The sequence below is a fragment of the Streptomyces sp. NPDC004788 genome, from assembly GCF_053601115.1.
In genome coordinates, this window is sequence record NZ_JBSGBF010000081.1 from 1 (window position 1) to 21,069 (window position 21,069).

15 protein-coding genes are annotated in these 21,069 nt (G+C 72.0%); 10 read left to right on the forward strand and 5 right to left on the reverse strand.

All coding sequences use genetic code 11. The features are described 5' to 3' along the window. The 4 genes from ACWEJX_RS28405 to ACWEJX_RS28420 all read left to right on the forward strand — a co-directional run. Positions 1-1,239, forward strand: a 1,239-nt coding sequence (locus ACWEJX_RS28405; protein ID WP_451610263.1) for an FtsK/SpoIIIE domain-containing protein, incomplete at its 5' end; no start/stop codon positions are given. Positions 1,240-1,448: 209 nt separating this feature from the next. Beyond that, entirely contained in the window at positions 1,449-2,813 is a 1,365-nt protein-coding gene (locus ACWEJX_RS28410; RefSeq protein WP_451610264.1) for an ABC transporter substrate-binding protein, read from the forward strand. Between the two features lie 12 nt (positions 2,814-2,825). Further along, on the forward strand, positions 2,826-4,199 hold the full coding sequence (locus ACWEJX_RS28415) for a carbohydrate ABC transporter permease (protein WP_451610265.1): 1,374 nt from the start codon (positions 2,826-2,828) through the stop codon (positions 4,197-4,199). Next, positions 4,196-5,119, forward strand: a complete 924-nt coding sequence (locus tag ACWEJX_RS28420; RefSeq protein ID WP_451610266.1) for a carbohydrate ABC transporter permease — start codon at positions 4,196-4,198, stop codon at positions 5,117-5,119. Before ACWEJX_RS28415 ends, ACWEJX_RS28420 begins: the two co-directional genes overlap by 4 nt. 30 nt (positions 5,120-5,149) lie before the next feature. Here ACWEJX_RS28420 and ACWEJX_RS28425 read toward each other — a convergent pair whose 3' ends face one another. Next, positions 5,150-5,764, reverse strand: coding sequence for a TetR/AcrR family transcriptional regulator (locus ACWEJX_RS28425; RefSeq protein ID WP_403800682.1), 615 nt, complete (start codon positions 5,762-5,764; stop codon positions 5,150-5,152). A 149-nt stretch (positions 5,765-5,913) separates the two neighbouring features. On the opposite strand from ACWEJX_RS28425, the gene ACWEJX_RS28430 reads away from it, so the two are divergent. The 3 genes from ACWEJX_RS28430 to ACWEJX_RS28440 are packed head-to-tail and all read left to right on the forward strand — an operon-like array spanning position 5,914 to position 9,096. Then, positions 5,914-6,861: an ABC transporter permease gene (locus ACWEJX_RS28430; protein WP_451610267.1), complete on the forward strand. Its 948-nt coding sequence runs from the start codon at positions 5,914-5,916 to the stop codon at positions 6,859-6,861. A 10-nt stretch (positions 6,862-6,871) separates the two neighbouring features. Next, complete coding sequence (locus ACWEJX_RS28435) at positions 6,872-7,702, forward strand: ABC transporter ATP-binding protein (RefSeq protein WP_451610287.1); 831 nt, start codon at positions 6,872-6,874, stop codon at positions 7,700-7,702. Between the two features lie 26 nt (positions 7,703-7,728). Next, positions 7,729-9,096: a glycosyltransferase 87 family protein gene (locus tag ACWEJX_RS28440; RefSeq protein WP_451610268.1), complete on the forward strand. Its 1,368-nt coding sequence runs from the start codon at positions 7,729-7,731 to the stop codon at positions 9,094-9,096. A gap of 87 nt (positions 9,097-9,183) precedes the next feature. Here ACWEJX_RS28440 and ACWEJX_RS28445 read toward each other — a convergent pair whose 3' ends face one another. Continuing rightward, complete coding sequence (locus ACWEJX_RS28445; RefSeq protein WP_451610269.1) at positions 9,184-14,139, reverse strand: NAD-glutamate dehydrogenase; 4,956 nt, start codon at positions 14,137-14,139, stop codon at positions 9,184-9,186. Between the two features lie 432 nt (positions 14,140-14,571). On the opposite strand from ACWEJX_RS28445, the gene ACWEJX_RS28450 reads away from it, so the two are divergent. Beyond that, complete coding sequence (locus ACWEJX_RS28450) at positions 14,572-15,129, forward strand: DJ-1/PfpI family protein (protein WP_451610270.1); 558 nt, start codon at positions 14,572-14,574, stop codon at positions 15,127-15,129. A gap of 105 nt (positions 15,130-15,234) precedes the next feature. Here ACWEJX_RS28450 and ACWEJX_RS28455 read toward each other — a convergent pair whose 3' ends face one another. Together ACWEJX_RS28455 and ACWEJX_RS28460 are read right to left on the reverse strand one after the other, a co-directional pair. Next, positions 15,235-15,894 carry an HAD family hydrolase gene (locus ACWEJX_RS28455; protein WP_451610271.1) on the reverse strand — a complete coding sequence of 220 codons (660 nt, stop codon included), beginning with the start codon at positions 15,892-15,894 and terminating at the stop codon, positions 15,235-15,237. 74 nt (positions 15,895-15,968) lie between these two features. Further along, positions 15,969-16,475, reverse strand: coding sequence for a DUF6912 family protein (locus ACWEJX_RS28460; protein ID WP_451610272.1), 507 nt, complete (start codon positions 16,473-16,475; stop codon positions 15,969-15,971). A 323-nt stretch (positions 16,476-16,798) separates the two neighbouring features. On the opposite strand from ACWEJX_RS28460, the gene ACWEJX_RS28465 reads away from it, so the two are divergent. Beyond that, entirely contained in the window at positions 16,799-17,227 is a 429-nt protein-coding gene (locus ACWEJX_RS28465) for an Rv3235 family protein (RefSeq protein WP_451610273.1), read from the forward strand. 72 nt (positions 17,228-17,299) lie between these two features. Here the strand turns inward: ACWEJX_RS28465 and secA are convergent, their stop codons facing one another. Beyond that, positions 17,300-20,113 (reverse strand): preprotein translocase subunit SecA, encoded by a 2,814-nt coding sequence (secA, locus tag ACWEJX_RS28470; RefSeq protein WP_451610274.1) that lies wholly within the window; start codon positions 20,111-20,113, stop codon positions 17,300-17,302. Between the two features lie 308 nt (positions 20,114-20,421). Here secA and ACWEJX_RS28475 point away from each other — a divergent pair, with 308 nt between their 5' ends. Continuing rightward, the gene (locus ACWEJX_RS28475) at positions 20,422-21,006 is read left to right on the forward strand and encodes a GNAT family N-acetyltransferase (RefSeq protein ID WP_451610275.1); all 585 of its coding nucleotides are present in this window, start codon (positions 20,422-20,424) and stop codon (positions 21,004-21,006) included. The last annotated feature ends 63 nt before the right edge of the window (positions 21,007-21,069 follow it).

Genomic DNA, 21,069 nt, shown 5'->3' on the forward strand with positions numbered 1-21,069 from the left:
GTGGACCTCACCAAGGAGGGCCCGCACCTGCTGATCGAGGGCCCGGCGGGCAGCGGCCGCACCGAGCTGCTGCGCTCGATCGCCGCCTCCCTCGCGGCCGGCGGCCGCCCGGACCGGCTCGGGCTGCTGCTCGTCGACGGCGCGGGCGGCGAGCGCGGCGAGGGCCTCGCGCCGTGCACGGAGCTGCCGCACGTCACGGAGCACCTGGTGGCCTCCGATCCGGTGCGGATGCGGGAGTTCGCCCAGGCCCTGGGCGCGGAGCTGAAGCGCCGCGCCGAGCTCCTCGGCGACACCCACTTCGCCGACCGCCGCTCGGCCCGTCTCATCGGCCAGCGCGCCGCGAGCCCCGACGAGTCCGTCCCGTCGTCCGTCCCCTCGTCCGCCGCGCGCGCCTCGGCCCGTATCCCGGACGCCCGCACGGCCCCCGGCGCCCCCGGCGCCCTCGGCACGCTCGGGGAGACGACGAGCGGCCGCACGCTCCGCACGGACGCGAGCGGAGCGGTCGGAAACACGCCGAGCGGGCGGACGTACCGGACGGGGGCCGCGGCGAGCGCCGCGATGCTCGGGGACACGCCGAGCGGGCGGCTGCCCCGCCCCGGCGCCGGTGACATCTACGACCAGGACAGCGTCCCGACGTACCGCCGGAGCGCCGACCCGGCGCCGGCGGTCCCGCCGCAGGCCGGGGGTGCCGAGGGGGCGGCGACCCTGGCCCGCCTCGTCGTCCTGGTGGACGACTTCGACGCGCTCGTCGCGCCCGCCCTCGGCGCGCCCGGGCGGCCGGCGGCCGGTTCGGTCGTACGGGCTCTGGAAGCCGTGGCGCGCGGCGGCGCGCGGCTCGGGGTGCACCTGGTCGCGACGTCCGCGCGGCCGGACCGGACGGTGGACACGGAGCTTGCGCACGGCGCGCGGCTGCGGATCGTGCTCGACCCGCCGCCGGCCGGGCCCGGCGGTCCGGGCGGGCCGCAGCCGGGCCGCGGGCGGCTCGGGCACCCGGACGGCCGGGTGACGCCGTTCCAGACCGGCCGGGTCACCGGGCGCATCCCGCGCACGGCGACCCAGCGGCCCACGGTCGTGCCGGTGGAGTGGGAGCGGATGGGCGATCCGCCGACCCGCCGCCCGGTGCGCGAGCTCGGCAACGGCCCGACGGACCTGGCCCTGCTCGCGAGCGCCCTGGACCGCGCGGCCCGCTCGGTCGACGCCGCGCCGATACCGCCCCTGACGTCCCCGACGCACGCCTGACGCACGCCCCGCGGACGCCCGCAACGCCCGTCACGGACCCCGCCGACGCCCGTCACGGCACCCCGCCAACGCCCGTCGCGGGGCCTGACGGCACGTCACGAGCCCATCACGATCCCCCGTTTGCCGCGGAAGGCGGTATTGCGGGCCCCGCGCGACCCCGCTAGACCTGAGCGCACGGGACCGGAGAACGCGGGAGAGGCGGGGCTCGGATGCGTAACGGCAGAACTCTTCGACTCGGCGTCGTGGCGGCGGTCGCCGTCCTCATGGCGGCCGCGGGTTGCGGCAGCGGCGACGGCGGCAAGAAGCAGGAACCGGCCGGGCCCGGCGCCGCCACCACGGGCTCCGGGTTGCGGCTGCCCTCCCTCAAAGGCGAGAAGCTGGAGGTCGCCGCCGTCTGGACCGGCCCCGAGCAGGCCAACTTCACCAAGGTGCTGAAGGAGTTCGAGAAGCGCACCGGCGCGACCGTCACCTTCGTGCCCGCCCAGGACCCGATCGTGAACTTCCTCGGCACGAAGATCGCCGGCGGCTCCCCGCCCGACGTCGCGATGCTGCCGCAGGTGGGCGCGATCCAGCAGGCCGCCGCGCAGAAGTGGCTCAAGCCGCTCGGCCCCGAGGCCAGGGCCCAGCTCGCCGCGAACTACTCGAAGGGCTGGCAGGACCTCGGCGCCGTCGACGGCACCCCGTACGGCGTCTACTTCAAGGCCGCCAACAAGTCGCTCGTCTGGTACAACACCGCCGCGTTCGACAACGCGGGCGCGGCCGAGCCGAAGACCTGGAAGGAGTTCCTGAGCACGGCGGAGACGATCTCCGCCTCCGGCGTCACCCCGGTCTCGGTCGGCGGCGCGGACGGCTGGACGCTCACCGACTGGTTCGAGAACGTCTATCTCTCCCAGGCCGGTCCGGAGAAGTACGACCAGCTCGCCAAGCACACCATCAAGTGGACCGACCCGTCCGTGGCCCGTGCGCTCACCACGCTCGCCGAGCTGTTCGGCAAGCCGAACCTGCTCGCGGGCGGCACGAACGGCGCGCTGCAGACCGAGTATCCGGTCTCCGTCACCCAGACCTTCACCGGCGGCGAGCAGGCCAAGGCGGCGATGGTCTTCGAGGGCGACTTCTCGGCCGTCAACATCGCGCAGACCGGGGCGAAGATCGGCACGGACGCGAAGGTCTTCCCGTTCCCGGCCGTCGGCGACGGAGCCGCGGCGCCCGTGGTGACCGGCGGCGACGCGGCCGTGGCACTGAAGGACGGCAAGGGCGCGCAGGCCCTGCTCACGTTCCTGGCCTCGCCCGACGCGGCCCGGATCTGGGCGGCCGAGGGCGGCTTCCTCTCCCCCAACAAGGCCCTGGACCCGGCCGCGTACCCGAACGACGTGCAGCGGAAGATCGCCACGTCGCTGATCGGCGCGGGCGACAAGTTCCGCTTCGACATGTCGGACCAGATGCCGCAGTCGTTCGGCGGCACGCCCGGCAAGGGCGAGTGGAAGGCGCTCCAGGACTTCCTGAAGAACCCGAAGGACGTGGCGGGCGCCCAGGCCAGACTGGAGGCCGAGGCCGCCAAGGCGTACAAGGGCTGAGGGGCGGGACCGATGGCCGCCCGTACGCACGCCGTCCCGCACGACCGGGCGGACCGCGCCCGGCCCCGTGGCCGCGCGGGCCGCCGCCCCGGCACCCGTACCCGTACCACCCTCACCGCCGCGGTCTTCCTCCTGCCCGCCCTCGTCCTGCTCGGCGCGCTCGTCGTCTACCCCATCGGCTACTCGGTCCAGCGCTCCTTCTTCGACAGGTCCGGCGACTCCTTCGCCGGCCTGGACAACTACGTCACGCTCTTCACGGACGAGGCGATCCGCACCGCCATCCGCAACAACCTGATCTGGGTGGTCGTCGCACCGGCCGTGGCGACGGCCCTCGGCCTGGTCTTCGCGGTGCTCACCGAGCGGGTGCGCTGGGGCACGGCGTTCAAGCTGGTCGTCTTCATGCCGATGGCGATCTCGATGCTCGCCGCCGGGATCATCTTCCGGCTGGTCTACGAGCAGGACCCGGACCGCGGGGTCGCCAACGCGGTCTGGGTCGGCGTGCACGACACCTTCGCCGAGGCGTCGACGTTCCCGCGCGCCCGCCCGCTGCCCGCGCACCCGCTGAAGGCGGCGGGCGGCGGCGCGTACGAGACGAAGTCCCCGGTCCGTACGGGAGAGGTGGCCCGGCTGCCGCTGATCGGCGTTCCGCCGGCGCGGATGCCGGAGGGCGCCCGCCCGGCCCGTACCCCCGCCGCGGACGGCGCCGGAATCACGGGCACGGCCTGGCTGGACTTCACCCGGGGCGGCGGCGGGAAGCCCAACGTCGTCGATCCGAAGGAGCTCGGCCTGAAGGGGCTGCGGATCGAGGCGGTGCGGGACGGCCGGGTGGTGGCCACGACGACGGCCGCCGCCGACGGCACCTTCCGGCTGCCGGCCGCGGCCGACGGGGCGGTCCTCCGGCTGCCCGCGAGCAACTTCCGCGAGCAGTACGACGGGGTGGAGTGGCTCGGCCCGACGCTCGTCACCCCGGCGATCATCGGGAGTTACGTGTGGATGTGGGCCGGGTTCGCGATGGTCCTCATCGCCGCCGGGCTCGCCGGCCTGCCGCGCGAGCTGCTGGAAGCGGCGCGGGTCGACGGGGCGAACGAGTGGCAGGTGTTCCGCCGGATCACCGTGCCGATGCTCGCGCCGGTCCTCGGCGTCGTCCTCGTCACCCTGATGATCAACGTCCTGAAGGTCTTCGACCTGGTCTTCATCATCGCGCCGGGCTCGGCGCAGGACGACGCGAACGTGCTCGCCCTCCAGCTCTACCGCTCGTCCTTCGGCACGGACGCGGACCTCGGGGTCGGTTCGGCGATCGCCGTGCTGCTCCTGCTGCTCGTCCTGCCGGTGATGGCGGTCAACATCCGCCGCGTCCGCCGCACGCGAAGGGAGAACCGCAGGTGACCTCTCTCGGCTCCCGGCTCGGCCCCCGACCCGGCTCCCGGCCCGGCTCCCCGCTCGGCCCCCGGCCCGGCTCCCGGCTCGGCTCCCGGCTCGCCGCCCGTACCGCCTCCGGCGCCGTCCGGGTCTTCCTCGTCCTGGTCGGCCTCTTCTGGCTGATGCCGACGGTCGGACTGCTGCTCTCCTCGCTCCGCTCGCCGTCCGACATCGCGGCGAGCGGCTGGTGGCAGGTCTTCACCGCCCCGGCGCAGCTGACCACCGAGAACTACCGCAACCTGCTCTCCAACGACGCCATCACCGGCTCCCTCGTCTCCACCGTCCTGATCACCGTCCCGGCGACCCTCCTCGTGGTCGTCGTCGGCGCCTTCGCCGGCTACGCGTTCGCGTGGCTGGACTTCCCCGGCCGCGACTGGTGGTTCCTGCTGGTCGTGGGGCTTCTCGTGGTGCCGGTGCAGGTGGCGCTCGTGCCCGTGTCGAAGCTGTTCGGCGCGCTCGGGATCTTCGAGACGACGCTCGGGGTGGTGCTGTTCCACACGGCGTTCGGTCTGCCGTTCGCGATCTTCCTGCTGCGGAACTTCTTCGCGGAGATCCCGCGCGAGCTGCTGGAGGCGGCCCGGCTCGACGGTGCGGGCGAGGTGCGGCTGTTCGCCCGGGTGGTGCTGCCGCTCGGCGGTCCGGCCATCGCCTCGCTCGGCATCTTCCAGTTCCTGTGGGTGTGGAACGACATGCTGGTGGCGCTGATCTTCGCCGACGCCCAGTCGCCGCCGATCACGGTGGCGCTCCAGCAGCAGGTCCGCCAGTTCGGCAACAACGTGGACGTGCTCGCGCCGGGCGCGTTCGTGTCGATGGTGATCCCGCTGCTGGTGTTCTTCGCCTTCCAGCGGCAGTTCGTGTCCGGGGTGATGGCGGGCGCGGTGAAGTAGGGCTACCTGGAAGCAGGGCTTCCCGAAGCGCTACGCGGTCAGCGCCGCCACCGCCGACCGCGCCAGGTCGTCCAGGTACCCCTTCGGCAGCTCCGTACGGACCACGACCAGGCGCCAGTAGAGCGGCCCGAGGACCAGGTCGAGCGCGCGGTCCGGGTCGGAGCCGGCCGGCAGCTCGCCGCGGTCGACGGCGGCGCGGACGACCTGGGCGACCACGCCCTGCTGGCTGTCGAGCAGGGCCGCCTTCAGCGTGTCGGCGATCTCCGGGTGCCGGGCGGCCTCGACGAGGAGGTCCGGGATGACCTGCGAGGCCACCGGGTGCCGCAGCGCGTGCGCGGCGACCTCCAGGAGGGCGCGGACGTCCCCGTGCAGCGAGCCGGTGGCCGGCGCGGGCAGGCCGCGGACGGCGACGGCGCCGACCAGGTCGAGGACGAGGGACAGCTTGGACTTCCAGCGCCGGTAGACGGCGGTCTTGCCTACGCCGGCGCGCCGCGCGATGCCCTCGATGGACATCCTGGCGAAGCCGACCGCGGCGAGTTCCTCGAAGACGGCGGCCCGGATGGCCTCGGTGACGTCCTCACGGAGCACGGCGGCTCCGGCGGGGGCGCGGCGAGGGGTTCCCGAGGGTCCGGACGGTGTCGTCATGCACAGGATCTTAACCAGCGGTTACGGAACGCCGTCGTGACGACGGGACGGTCCCGTCCCGACGTTGCGCTCGGCGGCGCCGCGCTCTACTCTCGCCGTAGCGACGATACGGACCCGTTCCATCGGACGGCCTGCCCCCGGAAGGCGACGTGACCACGCAGACTCTCGCGCCCCCACCCAGCGCCCCCGCCACGGCCGGCGCGCCCACCACGCCCGCCGCGCCCACCTCCGAGGAGCTGCGGGCCCTCGCCCGGCGCCACGGGCTGACCGTGAGCGGGGCGCGCCCCTCGCTCCTCTCCTACGTGCGCCAGCTGTGGTCGCGGCGGGACTTCATCACCGCGTTCGCGACGGCCAAGCTCACCGCTCAGTACAGCCAGGCGAAGCTCGGCCAGATCTGGCAGGTGATGACCCCGCTGCTCAACGCGGCGGTCTACTACGTGATCTTCGGCGTCCTGATGGACGTCAAGAAGGGCATCGCGGACTACGTCCCGTTCCTGCTCACGGGCGTCTTCGCGTGGACCTTCACCTCGCAGACGATCATGACCGGCACCCGCGCCATCAGCGGCAACCTGGGCCTGGTCCGCGCCCTGCACTTCCCGCGCGCCAGCCTGCCCATCGCCCTCGCGGTCCAGCAGCTCCAGCAGCTGCTCTTCTCGCTCGGCGCACTGGTCGCGATCCTGGTCTGCTTCGGCGAGTTCCCGCGCCCGAGCTGGCTCCTCGCGATCCCGGCGCTGCTGCTCCAGACGCTCTTCAGCACCGGCCTCGCGCTCGTCATGGCCCGGCTCGCGGCGAAGACGCCGGACATCGCGCAGCTGATGCCGTTCGTCCTGCGCACCTGGATGTACGCCTCCGGGGTCATGTGGTCGATCGCCCACCTCACCCAGGGCCGCGACCTGCCGCACGCGGCGATCGTGGCGCTCCAGGCCAACCCGGCGGCCGTCTACATCGACCTGCTGCGGTACGCGCTCGTGGAGAGCTTCCACGGCTCGCAGCTCCCGCCCCACGTGTGGGCGCTCGCGGCCGGCTGGGCGGTGCTGACCTTCGCCGGCGGCTTCATCTACTTCTGGAAGGCAGAGGAGACCTACGGCCGTGGCTGACACCCTCACCATGACGGCGCACGCGACGGGCACAGCGGATACGGCGCCCGAGCGCACCCCCACCGTCGTCGCCGACGGCGTCCACGTCACGTACACCGTCCAGGGCGGCCGGGCCGGCAAGGGCAGCGCGACCTCCGCCCTCAGCCGGATCGTCGCGCGCGGCAAGGGCGCGCCCGGCACCCGCAAGGTGCACGCGGTGAAGGGCGTCAGCTTCGCCGCGTACCGGGGCGAGGCGATCGGCCTGATCGGCTCGAACGGCTCGGGCAAGTCGACGCTGCTCAAGGCGGTCGCGGGCCTGCTGCCGGTGAACGCGGGGCACATGTACACCCTGGGCCAGCCCGCCCTGCTCGGCGTCAACGCGGCGCTCATGAGCGATCTGACGGGCGAGCGGAACGTGATCCTCGGCGGGCTCGCGATGGGCATGAGCCGCCGGGAGATCGCCGAGCGCTACGAGCAGATCGTCGACTTCTCCGGGATCAACGAGAAGGGCGACTTCATCTCGCTGCCCATGCGCACGTACTCCTCGGGCATGGGCGCCCGGCTGCGCTTCTCCATCGCCGCCGCGCGCAGCCATGACGTCCTCCTCATCGACGAGGCCCTGGCGACCGGCGACGCCGGCTTCCGGCGCCGCAGCCAGAAGCGGATCGACGAGCTGCGCGCCGAGGCGGGCACGGTCTTCCTGGTCAGCCACTCGAACTCGACCATCACCGAAACCTGCGACCGGGCGCTGTGGCTGGAGGCGGGCACGCTGCGGATGGACGGCCCGGCGGACGAGGTCGTGGCGGCGTACGAGGAATTCACGAGCGTCACCGGCTCGGGGGGCAAGAACGGGAAGAAGTAGGACATAACGCCCTAGAGTGCGGAGGGATGACGAACGAGCCCCCTCCGCACGCCACCACCGCCGGCACGGCACCCGCGAGAGCGCCCGCGCCCGACCCGGCGCAGGCGGCCGACTTCGCGACCGCCCCTTCGAAGGCGACCGCGCCCCCGCCGCCCGCCCTCACCCGCTCGCCCTTCGAGTCGGAGACCTTCACCTCCGCCACCTTCGTGACCGTCGGCATCGGCCGACTGCTCGCCCTCGGCGTCGTCTGGCTGCTCACCCGGATCGGCATGCTGATCCTGCTGCGCCGGGACGACCTCGGCATCGGCGGCGTCGCCACCGAGGTGTACGCGCTCTACCGGCACTGGTACGACCAGTTCGCCCACGGCACCTTCCCGCCCGGCGACCCGACCTGGCAGTACCCGCCCGGCGCCGGCCTGGTCGTGATGTCCCCCGGGGTCCTGCCCTGGTTCACGTACTTCCAGGGCTTCGTCTTCCTCACCCTGCTCGCCGACGCGGCCGTCGCCGTCGCCCTCGCCACCGCCGACAGCGCCCGGCTCACCCACGGCGCCTGGTACTGGGTGCTCGGCCTGCCGCTCCTCCTGCACATCCCGCTCGCGCGCTACGACGTGCAGACCACCGCGCTCGCCGTGCTCGCGCTGCTCGCCCTGAAGGCCCGCGCCCCGGCCGCGCACCGGATCGGCGGGGTGCTCGCCGGGCTCGGCGCGATGGTCAAGGTCTGGCCCGCGCTCACCCTGATCGGCACCCCGCGCGGCCGCACCACCCGCGAGGCGTGGACCGCGGCCGCCGTCACCGCCCTGACGCTGTTCGGCGTGCTCGCGCTGCTCTTCACCGACTCGCTGGACTTCCTGCGCCAGCAGGGCAACCGGGGCATCCAGATCGAGTCCCTCGGCGGCACCGGCCTCGCCCTCGCGAAGGCCGCCGGGATCTGGCCCGGCGGGGTGGAGTTCCGTTACGGGGCGTACGAGTACGTCGGTCCGTACGTCTCCACCGTCGGCCACCTGGCCCTGCTGCTCACCGTGGTCGCCTTCATCTGGCTGCTGCTGTGGCGGATGCGGGCCCGCCGCTGGACCGCGGCCACCCCACTGGACGCGGCCTTCGCGGCGGTGCTGCTCTTCACCGTCACCAGCCGGGTGATCAGCCCCCAGTACATGGTGTGGCTGCTCGGACTCGCCGCCGTCTGCCTGACCTGCCGGCGCACCGTCATGCGCCCGGTCGCCGTGCTCCTGCTGCCCGCCGCGGCGCTGAGCTCCCTCGCGTACCCGGTGCTCTACCCGGATGTCGTCGCCGGCACCTGGCAGGGCCTCGCCGTCATGACGCTCCGCAACGCCCTGCTGCTGGCGTCGGCGGCGCTGGCGGCGCGCCGCCTGTGGACGTCCACGGTGACCTCGTAGCCGTACGCCCCCGTACGCGAAAGGGGCGCCCCCGCCGGCCACGTGGACCGGCGGGGGCGCCCCTTCTCGTACTTCTCGTATCAGCGATCAGCTGTGCGAGCGCAGCAGCGTGCGCATCGTCCGCATGGCCACCGACAGGTTCGCCAGGTCGAAGTCGTCCGAGCCCTGGATCTCCTCCAGGGTCGTGCGCGCCCGGCCCAGGATCGCCGCGTTCTTCTCCTCCCACGCCTTGAACCGCTCCTCCGGGGTGGAGGTGCCGTTCCCGGCGGCGAGGACGTCCGAGGTGAGCCCGGCGTGGGCGGCGAACAGGTCCTCGCGGATGGAGGCGCGGGCCATCGACTGCCAGCGGTCGGCCCGCGGCAGCTCGATGATCCGGTCCATCAGGTCGGTGATCCGCAGCCGGTCGGCCAGGTCGTAGTAGACCTCGGCGACCGCCAGCGGGTCCTTGCCGGTGCGGTCCGCGATCGCGACGATGTCGAGCGTCGGGAAGGCGGAGGAGAACCCGGCCACGCGCAGCGCCAGCTCCTCCGGGACGCCGACCGCGGTCAGCTCGTCCAGGATCGACTGGTACCACTCCAGGTCCGCGCCGCGCAGCAGCTGCGGCAGCTTCTCCCAGACCTGCTCGACCCGCTCGGCGAAGAACTCGATGGTCTCGCCGATCCGGAGCGGCTGTGGCCGGTTGTTGAGCAGCCAGCGGGTGCCGCGCTCGACGAGCCGGCGCGAGTGCAGTCGCATCCGGGTCTGGAACTCGGCCGCCACCTTGTTGTCGAGCGCCTCGACGGCGTCCCAGACCTCGCCCAGGCGGAAGATCGCGCGGGCCGCGGTCTGCGCGCGGACGATCTCCTCGATCGACGCGCCGGACTCCTCGCGGAGGCGGTGCAGGAAGGTCGAGCCACCGGTGTTGACGGTGTCGTTGACCAGCACCGTGGTGATGATCTCGCGGCGCAGGGCGTGGTTGTCGACGGCCTCCGTGAACTGCTCACGGAGCAGCGTCGGGAAGTACGCGTGGAGCAGCCCGCGCAGGTACGGGTCGTCCGGCAGCTCCGTACCGATCAGCTCGTCGGCCACCGTGATCTTGGTGTACGCGAGGAGGACGGCGAGCTCCGGCTGGCTCAGGCCCTTGCCGCTGCCCAGCAGCTCGCGGATCTGCCGGTCGTTGGGAAGGAACTCCAGCGAGCGGTCGAGCGCCCCGTCGCGGCCCAGGCGGCGCATGAAGCGCTGGTGGGCGTGGAGCAGGGACGGCGACTGGGCGACGGCGTTGGCGAGGGCGGTGTTCTGCGCGTAGTTGTTGCGCAGCACCAGCCGGCCGACCTCGTCCGTCATCTCGGCGAGGATCTTGTTGCGCTGCTTGACGGTCATGTCGCCCTCGGCGACGAGCCCGTTGAGCAGGATCTTGATGTTGACCTCGTGGTCGGAGGTGTCCACGCCGGCGCTGTTGTCGATGGCGTCGGTGTTGACCTTGCCGCCCTGGCCCTCGGGTCCGCCGACGCGGGCGAACTCGATGCGGCCGAGCTGGGTCGCGCCGAGGTTGCCGCCCTCGCCGATGACCTTGGCGCGGACGTCCTGGCCGTCGACGCGGATGGCGTCGTTGGCCTTGTCGCCGACGTCGCCGTGCGACTCGTGCGAGGACTTCACGTACGTGCCGATGCCGCCGTTCCACAGCAGGTCGACGGGCGCCTGCAGGATGGACTTCATCAGCTCGGCCGGGGTCATCTTCGTGACGCCGTCCTCGATGCCGAGGGCGGCCCGCATGTGCGCGTTGACCGGGATCGACTTGGCGCTGCGCGGGTGGACGCCGCCGCCCGTGGAGATCAGCTCGGCGTTGTAGTCGGCCCAGGAGCTGCGCGGCAGGTCGAAGAGGCGGCGGCGCTCGGCGTACGAGGTGGCCGCGTCCGGGTTCGGGTCGATGAAGATGTGGCGGTGGTCGAAGGCCGCGACGAGGCGGATGTGCTCGGAGAGCAGCATGCCGTTGCCGAAGACGTCGCCGGACATGTCGCCGACGCCGACGACGGTGAAGTCCTCGGTCTGGGTGTCGTGGCCCAGCTCGCGGAAGTGCCGCTTGACGGACTCCCAGGCGCCGCGGGCGGTGATGCCCATGCCCTTGTGGTCGTAGCCGGCCGAGCCGCCGGAGGCGAACGCGTCGCCCAGCCAGAAGCCGTACGACTCGGCGACGCCGTTGGCGATGTCGGAGAAGGTCGCGGTGCCCTTGTCGGCGGCGACGACCAGGTAGGTGTCGTCCTCGTCGTGGCGGACCACGTCGACCGGGGGCACGACCTCGCCGGCCACCAGGTTGTCGGTGATGTCGAGGAGGGCGGAGATGAAGGTCTTGTACGAGGCGATGCCCTCGGCCAGCCAGGCGTCGCGGTCCACGGACGGGTCCGGGAGCTGCTTGGCGACGAAGCCGCCCTTGGCGCCGACCGGCACGATGACGGTGTTCTTCACCATCTGCGCCTTGACCAGGCCGAGGATCTCCGTACGGAAGTCCTCGCGGCGGTCGGACCAGCGCAGGCCGCCTCGGGCGACCTTGCCGAAGCGCAGGTGGACGCCCTCGACGCGCGGCGAGTACACCCAGATCTCGAAGGCCGGGCGCGGGGCCGGCAGGTCCGGGATGGCCTGCGGGTCGAACTTCATCGACACGTAGGAGTGCGGCGTGCCCTCGGCCGACTTCTGGAAGAAGTTCGTCCTGAGCGTCGCCTTGATGAGGGTGAGGAAGGAGCGCAGGATGCGGTCCTCGTCCAGGCTCGCGACCTGGTCGAGGGCGGCGTCCAACTCCTCCAGGAGGGCGTCGATCAGCTCGGTGCCGGCGCGTTGCCGCTCCGGGGCCATGCGGGCCTCGAAGAGGTTGACGAGCAGCCGGGTGGTGTGGACGTTGTTGCGGAGGGTGTCCTCCATGTAGTCCTGGCTGAACGTCGATCCGGCCTGGCGCAGGTACTTCGCGTAGGCGCGCAGCACCATCGCCTCGCGCCAGTTGAGACCGGCGGACAGGACGAGCGAGTTGAAGTTGTCGTTCTCGGCCTCGCCGGTCCAGGTGGCGGCGAAGGCCTCCTGGAAGCGCTCGCGGGCGTCGTCGCCGAGGTAGTCGCCGCCGTTGCCGGTGGGCGTGGGCATGCGCAGGCCGAAGTCGTAGACCCAGGCATTGGGGCGGTCGGCGAGGCGCAGCTCGTACGGGCGCTCGTCGGTGACCTCGACGCCGAGCCGGTTGAGGACCGGCAGGACGGCGGAGAGCGAGATCTGCTCACCGGTCTTGTAGATCTTGAAGCGGCGCTCGCCGGTGCCGGAGGCGACGGGCTCGTAGAGGGAGAGCGCGAAGTCCTTGCCGCTGTCGGCCAGGGCCTCCAGGTGGCACAGGTCGGCGACGGCGGCGCGCGGCGAGTGGTCGGCCTTGTAGCCCTCGGGGAAGGAGTTGCCGTAGCGGCGCAGCAGCTCGGCGGCGCGCTCCTCGCCCAGCTCGGCGTTGAGCGCCTCGGCGAAGCCGTCGGCCCAGGAGCGGGTGGCGTCGGCGAGCCGGGCCTCGATGCGGTCGACGTCGGCGTCGGTGAGCTTGGCGAGCTCGGTGCCGGGCTCGACGCGGATGACGAAGTGCAGCCGGGACAGGATCGACTCGGTGTTCCAGGCCGTGAAGTCGACGCTGGTGCCGTTCAGCTCTTCCTTGAGGATGTCGATGATCCGCAGCCGGACGCGGGTGGTGTAGCGGTCGCGCGGCAGGTAGACGAGGGCCGAGTAGTAGCGGCCGTACTCGTCCTGGCGCAGGTAGAGCCGCAGCCGGCGCCGCTCCTGCAGGTACAGGACGCTGGTGGCGATGGCCTGGAGCTGGTCGACCGGGGTCTGGAAGAGCTCGTCGCGCGGGTAGGTCTCCAGGATCTGGAGCAGGTCGCGGCCGTCGTGGCTGCTCGGCGCGAAGCCGGCGCCCGCGAGGACCTCCTGGACCTTGCGCTTGATGACGGGCACGCGGCGGACGGACTCGGTGTACGCGGCCGAGGAGAAGAGGCCCAGGAAGCGCCGCTCACCCACCACGTTGCCGTCGGCGTCGAACTTCTTCACGCCCACGTAGTCGAGGTACGAGGGGCGGTGCACGGTCGCGCGGCTGTTGGCCTTGGTCAGGATCAGCAGCTTGTGCTCGCGCGCCTTGGCGCGGGCGTCGGCGGGCAGCCGGCTGAAGGACGGCGAGACGGGGTGGGCGTGGTTGTCCTCGCCGCTGTGGTGCGGGTCGGAGCGCAGGATGCCGAGGCCGGTGCCGGGGACTGCGGCCAGAGCGTCACCGTTGACCAGCTCGTACTCGCGGTAGCCGATGAAGGTGAAGTGGTCGTCGGCGAGCCAGCGGAGCAGCTCGCGGGCCTCCTCGACCTCGGTGGGCCGCAGGTCGGAGGCGACGGGCTCCTCGGGCAGGCCGTCGGCGATGCGCAGCGCGGCCTCGCGCATCTTCTCCCAGTCCTCGACGGTCTCGCGGACGTCGGACAGGACGCGCAGCAGGTCGTTGGTGATCTGCTTGAGGTCGGCCTTGTCGGTCTCGCGGTCGATCTCGACGTGGATCCAGGACTCGAGAAGCGCGTCGTGCGGCAGCTCGCCCTTGGGCTCCCTGCTGAGCACCTCGATGAGCTTGCCCGTCAGGTCGCGGCGGACCGTGACCTGCGGGTGGATGACGACGTGGATGCCGCGGCCCTGGCGGGACAGCTCGTTGGTGACGGAGTCCACGAGGAACGGCATGTCGTCGGTGACGACCTCCACGACGGAGTGGCTGCAGGTCCAGCCGTTCTCCTCCACCGTCGGGGTGTGCACGCGGACGTTCGCGGTGCCCTGCGGGCGGTTCTCCGCGAGGCGGTAGTGCGAGAGCGCGGCGCCGAAGACGTCGACGGGGTCGCGGTCGCTCAGGTCCTCGGGCGCGGTGTGCAGGTAGTAGCGCTGGAGGTAGTCGAGCAGGGTGGCGTGGTCCGGACGCTTCCCGTCGGGCCCTGTCGGAAGTCGCCCCCCGACCGGGCTGTTCTCAGCTACCCGGGCGGCCCGATCGAGCAGCTCGGCCTTGGCTTCGTCCAGCTTGGTCTGCATGTCCTCTGACTCCTGTCGCGCGCCGTTGCGTGACGTCGGTGGAAGAAAGGGCACAACGCCACGACGCGGTGGTACCGGTCTGGGTCGACGTTATGCCGCGATGAGAGATGTCCGGGTCGTTCTCGGCCACGGTGGGTGTCGTGCCGCGGGCGTGGGTACGGCCCGGACGGAAGGGATCGGCGAACGCGCCGTAGGCCCGGCCGCGGTGGCGGACCGGGCGGAAGCCGGGGGCTGCGTTGCCCCCTCGGCATATCGCGCTGATCACGGGAAAAGCCTATCGCTGATGACCCCCACGCCGTCATGGTCCTTATGTGTACAAAAGCGGGGCCGGAAGTTTGACACTGTGGACAGCGACGCATGGTTCCCCGGGGCACACACCGAGACGCACCGAGACACACCGACATCAGGGATCTGACGGATCTGGGAGTCGCCATGGCGAAGATCTTGATCGTGACCGGGGACGCGGCGGAGTCGCTGGAGGTGATGTACCCGTACCAGCGGCTCCTCGAAGAGGGGTACGAGGTCGACATCGCGGCCCCGTCCCGCAAAAAGCTCCGCTTCGTCGTCCACGACTTCGAGCCGGGCTACGACACGTACACCGAGAAGCCCGGCTACACCTGGCCCGCCGACCTCGCCTTCTCCGAGGTCGACCCGGGCGACTACGTCGCCGTCGTCATCCCGGGCGGCCGCGCCCCGGAGTACCTCCGCAACGACCCGGAGCTCCGCAAGATCCTCAAGTCCTTCTTCGACGCCGACAAGCCCGTCGCCCAGATCTGCCACGGTCCGCTCCTCACGGCCGCCCTCGGCAGCCTCGACGGCCGTCACGTCACCGCGTACCCCGCCCTCGAACTCGACATGCAGGCGGCGGGCGCGACCTTCCAGGACACGGAGGCGGTGGTGGACGGCCGCCTGGTGTCCTCAAGGGCCTGGCCGGACCACCCGAGCTGGATGCGCGAGTTCCTGAAGGTGCTGAGGGAGGCGAAGGCGTAGCCGTATCGGGGTTGTGGGCAATCGTTCCGCAGGGCGGAACGATTGGGCACAACCCCCCACGGGGCCGTACCCGGCCCCATACCCCCGCCCCCGACGGCGGTGGCCCTAGACCAGCTCGTCCGCGACGGCGACGGCCTCGGCGAGCGTGTCGACGACGGGCACGCCGACCCGCTCCAGCGACGCCCGGCTGTGCGAGCCCCCGGTGTAGAGCACCGCTTTCGCGCCCACGTGCGCCGCGGCAAGCGCGTCGTCGGCCGCGTCCCCGATGACGACCACGCGCTCCGCCGGCACCCCGTCCAGCGCCGCCAGATGCCGCACCATGTGCCCCGACTTGCCGTCGGACGACCGGTCGGTCCGCCCGTCGACGCGTACGAAGTGCTCGGCGATCCCGTGCTGCCGCACGAGCGGTATCAGGTCGTCGTGCGGCGCGAGCGAGAGCAGCGACTGCGTGAAGCCGGACGCCTGCCGCGCGGCGAGCAGCTCCGCCGCGCCCGCCGTGAGCCGGGCGCCCTCGGCCTGGACCCAGTAGTGCCGGTGGAAGGCGCCGTCCATGAGCAGCCACTCTTCCTCGGTGGGCAGCCGCCCCATCAGCCGCTCGTAGAACTTGGGCACCGGCACCGTGTAGAGCTCCCGGTACCGCTCCAGGGTGATCGGTTCCAGCCCCAGCTCGGCGAAGGCCGCGTTGGTGGCGCCGATGACCGCGCCGATGTCGTCGAGCAGAGTGCCGTTCCAGTCCCAGACCAGATGCTTCGCGTGCTTCCCCATGGGAAGCCACGGTACCTGCCGGCACCGACGGTCACGCCAGGTCAGGCCGGGCGGGCAGGGCCGGCCGGGGAGAGTCAGCCGAGGAGCGCGGGGATCTCCTGCACCCCGAACCACAGCAGCTCGTGGTCCTCGGCCCCGTCGACGACGAACTGCGCGTCGTCGTCGCCCTGGTCCGCGGCGCCCAGCGCGGCGGCAGCGGCGGCGACGTCGGTCTCGGCGTCGTCCGCGTCGGCGTGTACGGCGGCGGCCTTGGCCAGCGGTACGGCGGCGGCGATGCGGACCTCACCGAGCGCGCTCGCGTCGAGCCCGCGGTCGGGGTCGACGACGGCGTCCTTGTCGGCCACGTCGACGGCGACGACGACCCGCCGCCTGGCCGCCCCGGGGTCACCGGCGAGCAGCCGCAGCGAGGCGGCGGCGGCGCGGTTGAGGGCGGCGTACTCCAGCTCCTCGATGTCGTCGGAGACGTACCACTCGCGCAGCGCGGGGGTGACGGCGTAGGCGGTGAGCGGCCCGGGGCCCAGCTCGCCGTCCTTGTGCGCCTGTGCGAGACCGGGGAGGGTCAGAGGGACGTACACGCGCATGGCTGGCCGCTTTCGTAGTCGGAGACGCCCTCAGGATACGTGCGGAGTCCTCTTTCGGGGGCGGGCCCCCACCACCCCGGCGGACCGGAGGGGCCGCACGGACCGCCGTACGGGGTTGACGCCCCGGGGCGCGCTCACGAGGCCCTGCGCATCCCGACCCGCCCACCGCACGAGCCCGCCCATCACCTGGATAGGTGAATCGCTCTGTGTGATCCCCGCAGGCCCGGCGCCTCTTGCGAGGGCGCCCGCCTCCCCCGTACAAGATGCCCAAGAAGTTACCGACTGGTATCAGCCGGTCACTCATCGCGACGAACGGGGATCCCATGACCACGAACACCCTGCGCCCCCGCGGCCCCGCCGGCACCGGTCCTCGGGGCCCCGCCGGCACCGGTCCTCGCGGCCCCGCCGGGGTCGCCCCGCGGCGGACGGCCCCGCCGCACCTGATGTTCGCCGAGAAGCTCCTCGCGGTGCTGAGCGGGGAACGGCCGGTGCACTGGATGCTCGGCCACACGATCGGCGAGGCGTACGAGCAGCTGGTCCAGCTCGCCCCCGAGACGCCGTTGCGCTCCTCCGGCCCGCGCCCGGTGGTGCGCGCCTGCCGCTTCCACCCGCCGGCGGACGGCGCTCTGGAGGCCTGGGCCACCGTCGCCACCGGCGACCGCGTCCGCGCCATGGCCTTCCGCCTCGAACGCGGCTCCGACCGGCGCTGGCGCTGCGCGGCGGTGGAACTGGACGGCCTGCCGAGCGCCTGAGAGACGGCCCACGCCGAAGGGGCCGGACGCCACCCGGCGACCGACCCCTCGACTACGACAACCGCGACGCGGCTACTTCTTGCGGCGACGCCCGCCCGCGCTCTTCTGCGCCTTCCGGCGCTCCGCGCGCGTCAGGCCGTCGCCCTCGGCCGCGTCGCCGTCCGACGCGAAGTCGCCCTCGACGACCGAACCCTCGCCGTCGACCTTCGGCGCCGAGAAGTGCAGGCGGTCGGGGCGCTGCGGGGCGTCCAGGCCCTTGGCGCGGATCTCCGGACGCCCGGCGCCCGCCGGGACGGTCGCGTCCTCCTTGTCCAGGGACTTGGCCGCGTCCTGCACCGGGACCTCCTCGACCTGCTGCTCGACCTGGACCTCCAGGTTGAACAGGTAGCCGACGGACTCCTCCTTGATGCCCTCCATCATCGCGGAGAACATGTCGAAGCCCTCGCGCTGGTACTCGACCAGCGGGTCCTTCTGCGCCATCGCGCGCAGGCCGATGCCCTCCTGGAGGTAGTCCATCTCGTAGAGGTGCTCGCGCCACTTGCGGTCGAGGACCGACAGGACGACCCGGCGCTCCAGCTCACGCATGATGTCGGAGCCGAGCTGCTTCTCGCGGGCGTCGTACTGCTCGTGGATGTCGTCCTTGACGGCCTCGGCGATGAACTCGGCGGTGATGCCCGCGCGGTCCCCGGCCGCCTCCTCCAGCTCCTCGATCGTGACCTTGACCGGGTAGAGCTGCTTGAACGCGTTCCACAGCCGGTCCAGGTCCCACTCCTCGGCGAAGCCTTCGGCGGTCTCCTGGCGGATGTAGTCGTCGATCGTGTCGTCCATGAAGTGGCGCACCTGCTCGTGCAGGTCCTCGCCCTCCAGGACGCGGCGGCGCTCGCCGTAGATGACCTCACGCTGCCGGTTGAGCACCTCGTCGTACTTCAGGACGTTCTTGCGCGTCTCGAAGTTCTGGGACTCGACCTGGCCCTGCGCGGAGGCGATGGCACGGGTGACCATCTTGTTCTCGATCGGCACGTCGTCCGGGACGTTGGCCATGGCCATGACCCGCTCGACCATCTGGGCCTTGAAGAGGCGCATCAGGTCGTCGCCGAGCGACAGGTAGAACCGGGACTCGCCCGGGTCGCCCTGACGGCCGGAACGACCGCGCAGCTGGTTGTCGATACGGCGGGACTCGTGGCGCTCGGTGCCCAGGACGTACAGGCCGCCGAGCTCCTTGACCTCCTCGAACTCCGCTTTCACGGCCTTCTCCGCGCGCTCCAGGGCGCCCGGCAGGGCCGCGGCCCACTCCTCGACGTGCTCGACCGGGTCGAGGCCGGCCTGGCGCAGCTCCGCCTCGGCGAGGTCGTCGGGGTTGCCGCCGAGCTTGATGTCCGTACCACGGCCGGCCATGTTCGTGGCGACCGTGACGGCGCCGCGGCGGCCCGCCTGGGCGACGATCGCGGCCTCGCGCTCGTGGTGCTTGGCGTTGAGGACCTCGTGCGGGATGCCGCGCTTGCTGAGCTGCTGCGACAGGTACTCGGACTTCTCGACCGACGTGGTGCCGACGAGGACCGGCTGGCCCTTCTCGTGCTTCTCCGCGATGTCGTCGACGACGGCGGCGAACTTGGCGACCTCGGTCCGGTAGATCAGGTCCGGCTGGTCCTTGCGCTGCATGGGCTTGTTCGTCGGGATCGGGACGACGCCCAGCTTGTAGATCTGGTGGAACTCGGCCGCCTCGGTCATGGCCGTACCGGTCATGCCGGAGAGCTTGTTGTAGAGGCGGAAGAAGTTCTGCAGGGTGATCGTGGCGAGCGTCTGGTTCTCGTCCTTGATCGGCACGCCCTCCTTGGCCTCGATGGCCTGGTGCATGCCCTCGTTGTAGCGGCGGCCGGCGAGGATACGGCCGGTGTGCTCGTCGACGATCATGACTTCGCCGTCGATGACGACGTAGTCCTTGTCCTTCTTGAAGAGTTCCTTGGCCTTGATGGCGTTGTTCAGGTAACCGACGAGCGGCGTGTTGACCGACTCGTACAGGTTGTCGATGCCCAGCCAGTCCTCGACCTTGGCGACGCCGGCCTCGTGGATGGCGACCGTGCGCTTCTTCTCGTCGACCTCGTAGTCGCCGGTCTCCTCGATGCCCTTCATCGGGTTGCCGGGCTCGCCCTTGGTGAGGCGGGTGACCAGCTTGGCGAAGTCGCCGTACCACTTGGTGGCCTGGTCGGCCGGGCCGGAGATGATCAGCGGCGTACGGGCCTCGTCGACGAGGATGGAGTCGACCTCGTCGACGCACGCGTAGTTGTGGCCGCGCTGGACGAGCTCGTCCTGGGACCACGCCATGTTGTCGCGCAGGTAGTCGAAGCCGAACTCGTTGTTCGTGCCGTACGTGATGTCGCAGGCGTACTGCTCGCGGCGCTGCGCCGGCGTCATGTTCGCGAGGATGCAGCCCACCGTCAGACCGAGGAAGCGGTGGACGCGGCCCATCATCTCGGAGTCGCGCTCGGCGAGGTAGTCGTTCACCGTGATCAGGTGCACGCCGTCGCCGGACAGCGCGTTCAGGTACGCGGGGAGCGTGCCGACGAGGGTCTTGCCCTCACCGGTCTTCATCTCGGCCACGTAGCCGAGGTGGAGGGCGGCACCGCCCATGATCTGCACGTCGTAGTGGCGCTGACCGAGGACGCGCTTGGCCGCCTCGCGGACGGTGGCGAACGCCTCGGGGAGCAGGTCGTCAAGGCTCTCGCCGTCGGCGTACCGCTGCTTGTACTCGTCGGTGAGCGCCCGCAACTCGGCGTCGGAGAGGTTGACGAAGTCCTCTTCGATGGAGTTGACCTGGTCCGCGATGCGGTGCAGTTTGCGCAGGATCTTGCCTTCGCCTGCACGCATGAGCTTGTGGAAGACGGACACTGAGGCTGGTCTCCTTGCCGGTCGGGCCTGGCACTGGGTCGTTGTCATGACTCGGGCGCGGGCACGGCAGGTGGTCCCCACCGCAACGGCCATCGTAAGCGAGACCGCCCTCGCGGAGGGAGGCCCGCAGGGCCGGAGCCGCCGCTCCCGTCCCCAGGACCTGTCCGGCGGCCCACCGCCGGGGCCGCGCCCGATCCGCCGGACAGGCCCTCGCGCCTCACACAGGAAGAACGCACGAGGCCGCCGGAAGGTGCCGCCCGGCCCGAAAAGTGTTCGCTCCCGCGCGGACGGGTCACCACAATTCCGTCATGGAGCCCATCACACTGAGCACCGACCGGCTGCGCCTGCGCCCGTTCACCCCGGAGGACGCCGACGCGGTGTACACCGCCTGTCAGGACCCCGACATCCAGCGCTGGACCACCGTCCCGTCCCCGTACGGCCGGGCGGACGCCGAACTCTTCGTGACCCGCATCGCGCCGGAGGGCTGGCGCCTGGACAGCGACTACGCCTTCGCCGTCGAACCCCTGGCGGGCGGCCCGCTGCTCGCCGCGACCGGCCTGCACGCGCGTGGCCCGGGCGTCCGCGAGGTCGGCTACTGGCTGGCCGAGGAGCACCGCGGCCACGGCTACATGACGGAGGCGGTCACCGCCCTCGCCCACTGGGCCATCGGCTCCCTCGGCGTCCACCGCCTCCTCTGGCGCGCCGAGGTCGGCAACGCCCCCTCACGAGCCGTCGCCGAACGCGCCGGCTTCACGGTCGAGGGTGTGGAGCGCGCCGGCCTGATCAACAAGGGCACCACCCGCGACTGCTGGCTCGGCTCCCTCCTCCCGTCGGACCTCGGCCTCCCGTCCCCGCTGCCGTACCTGCCGCCGAGGACGACGAAGGAGGGCTGAGGACGCCGCGAGGGGAGCGGCCGGGGTGCGGCCGGGGCTGCCGGTGGCCGGGGTGCGGCCGGG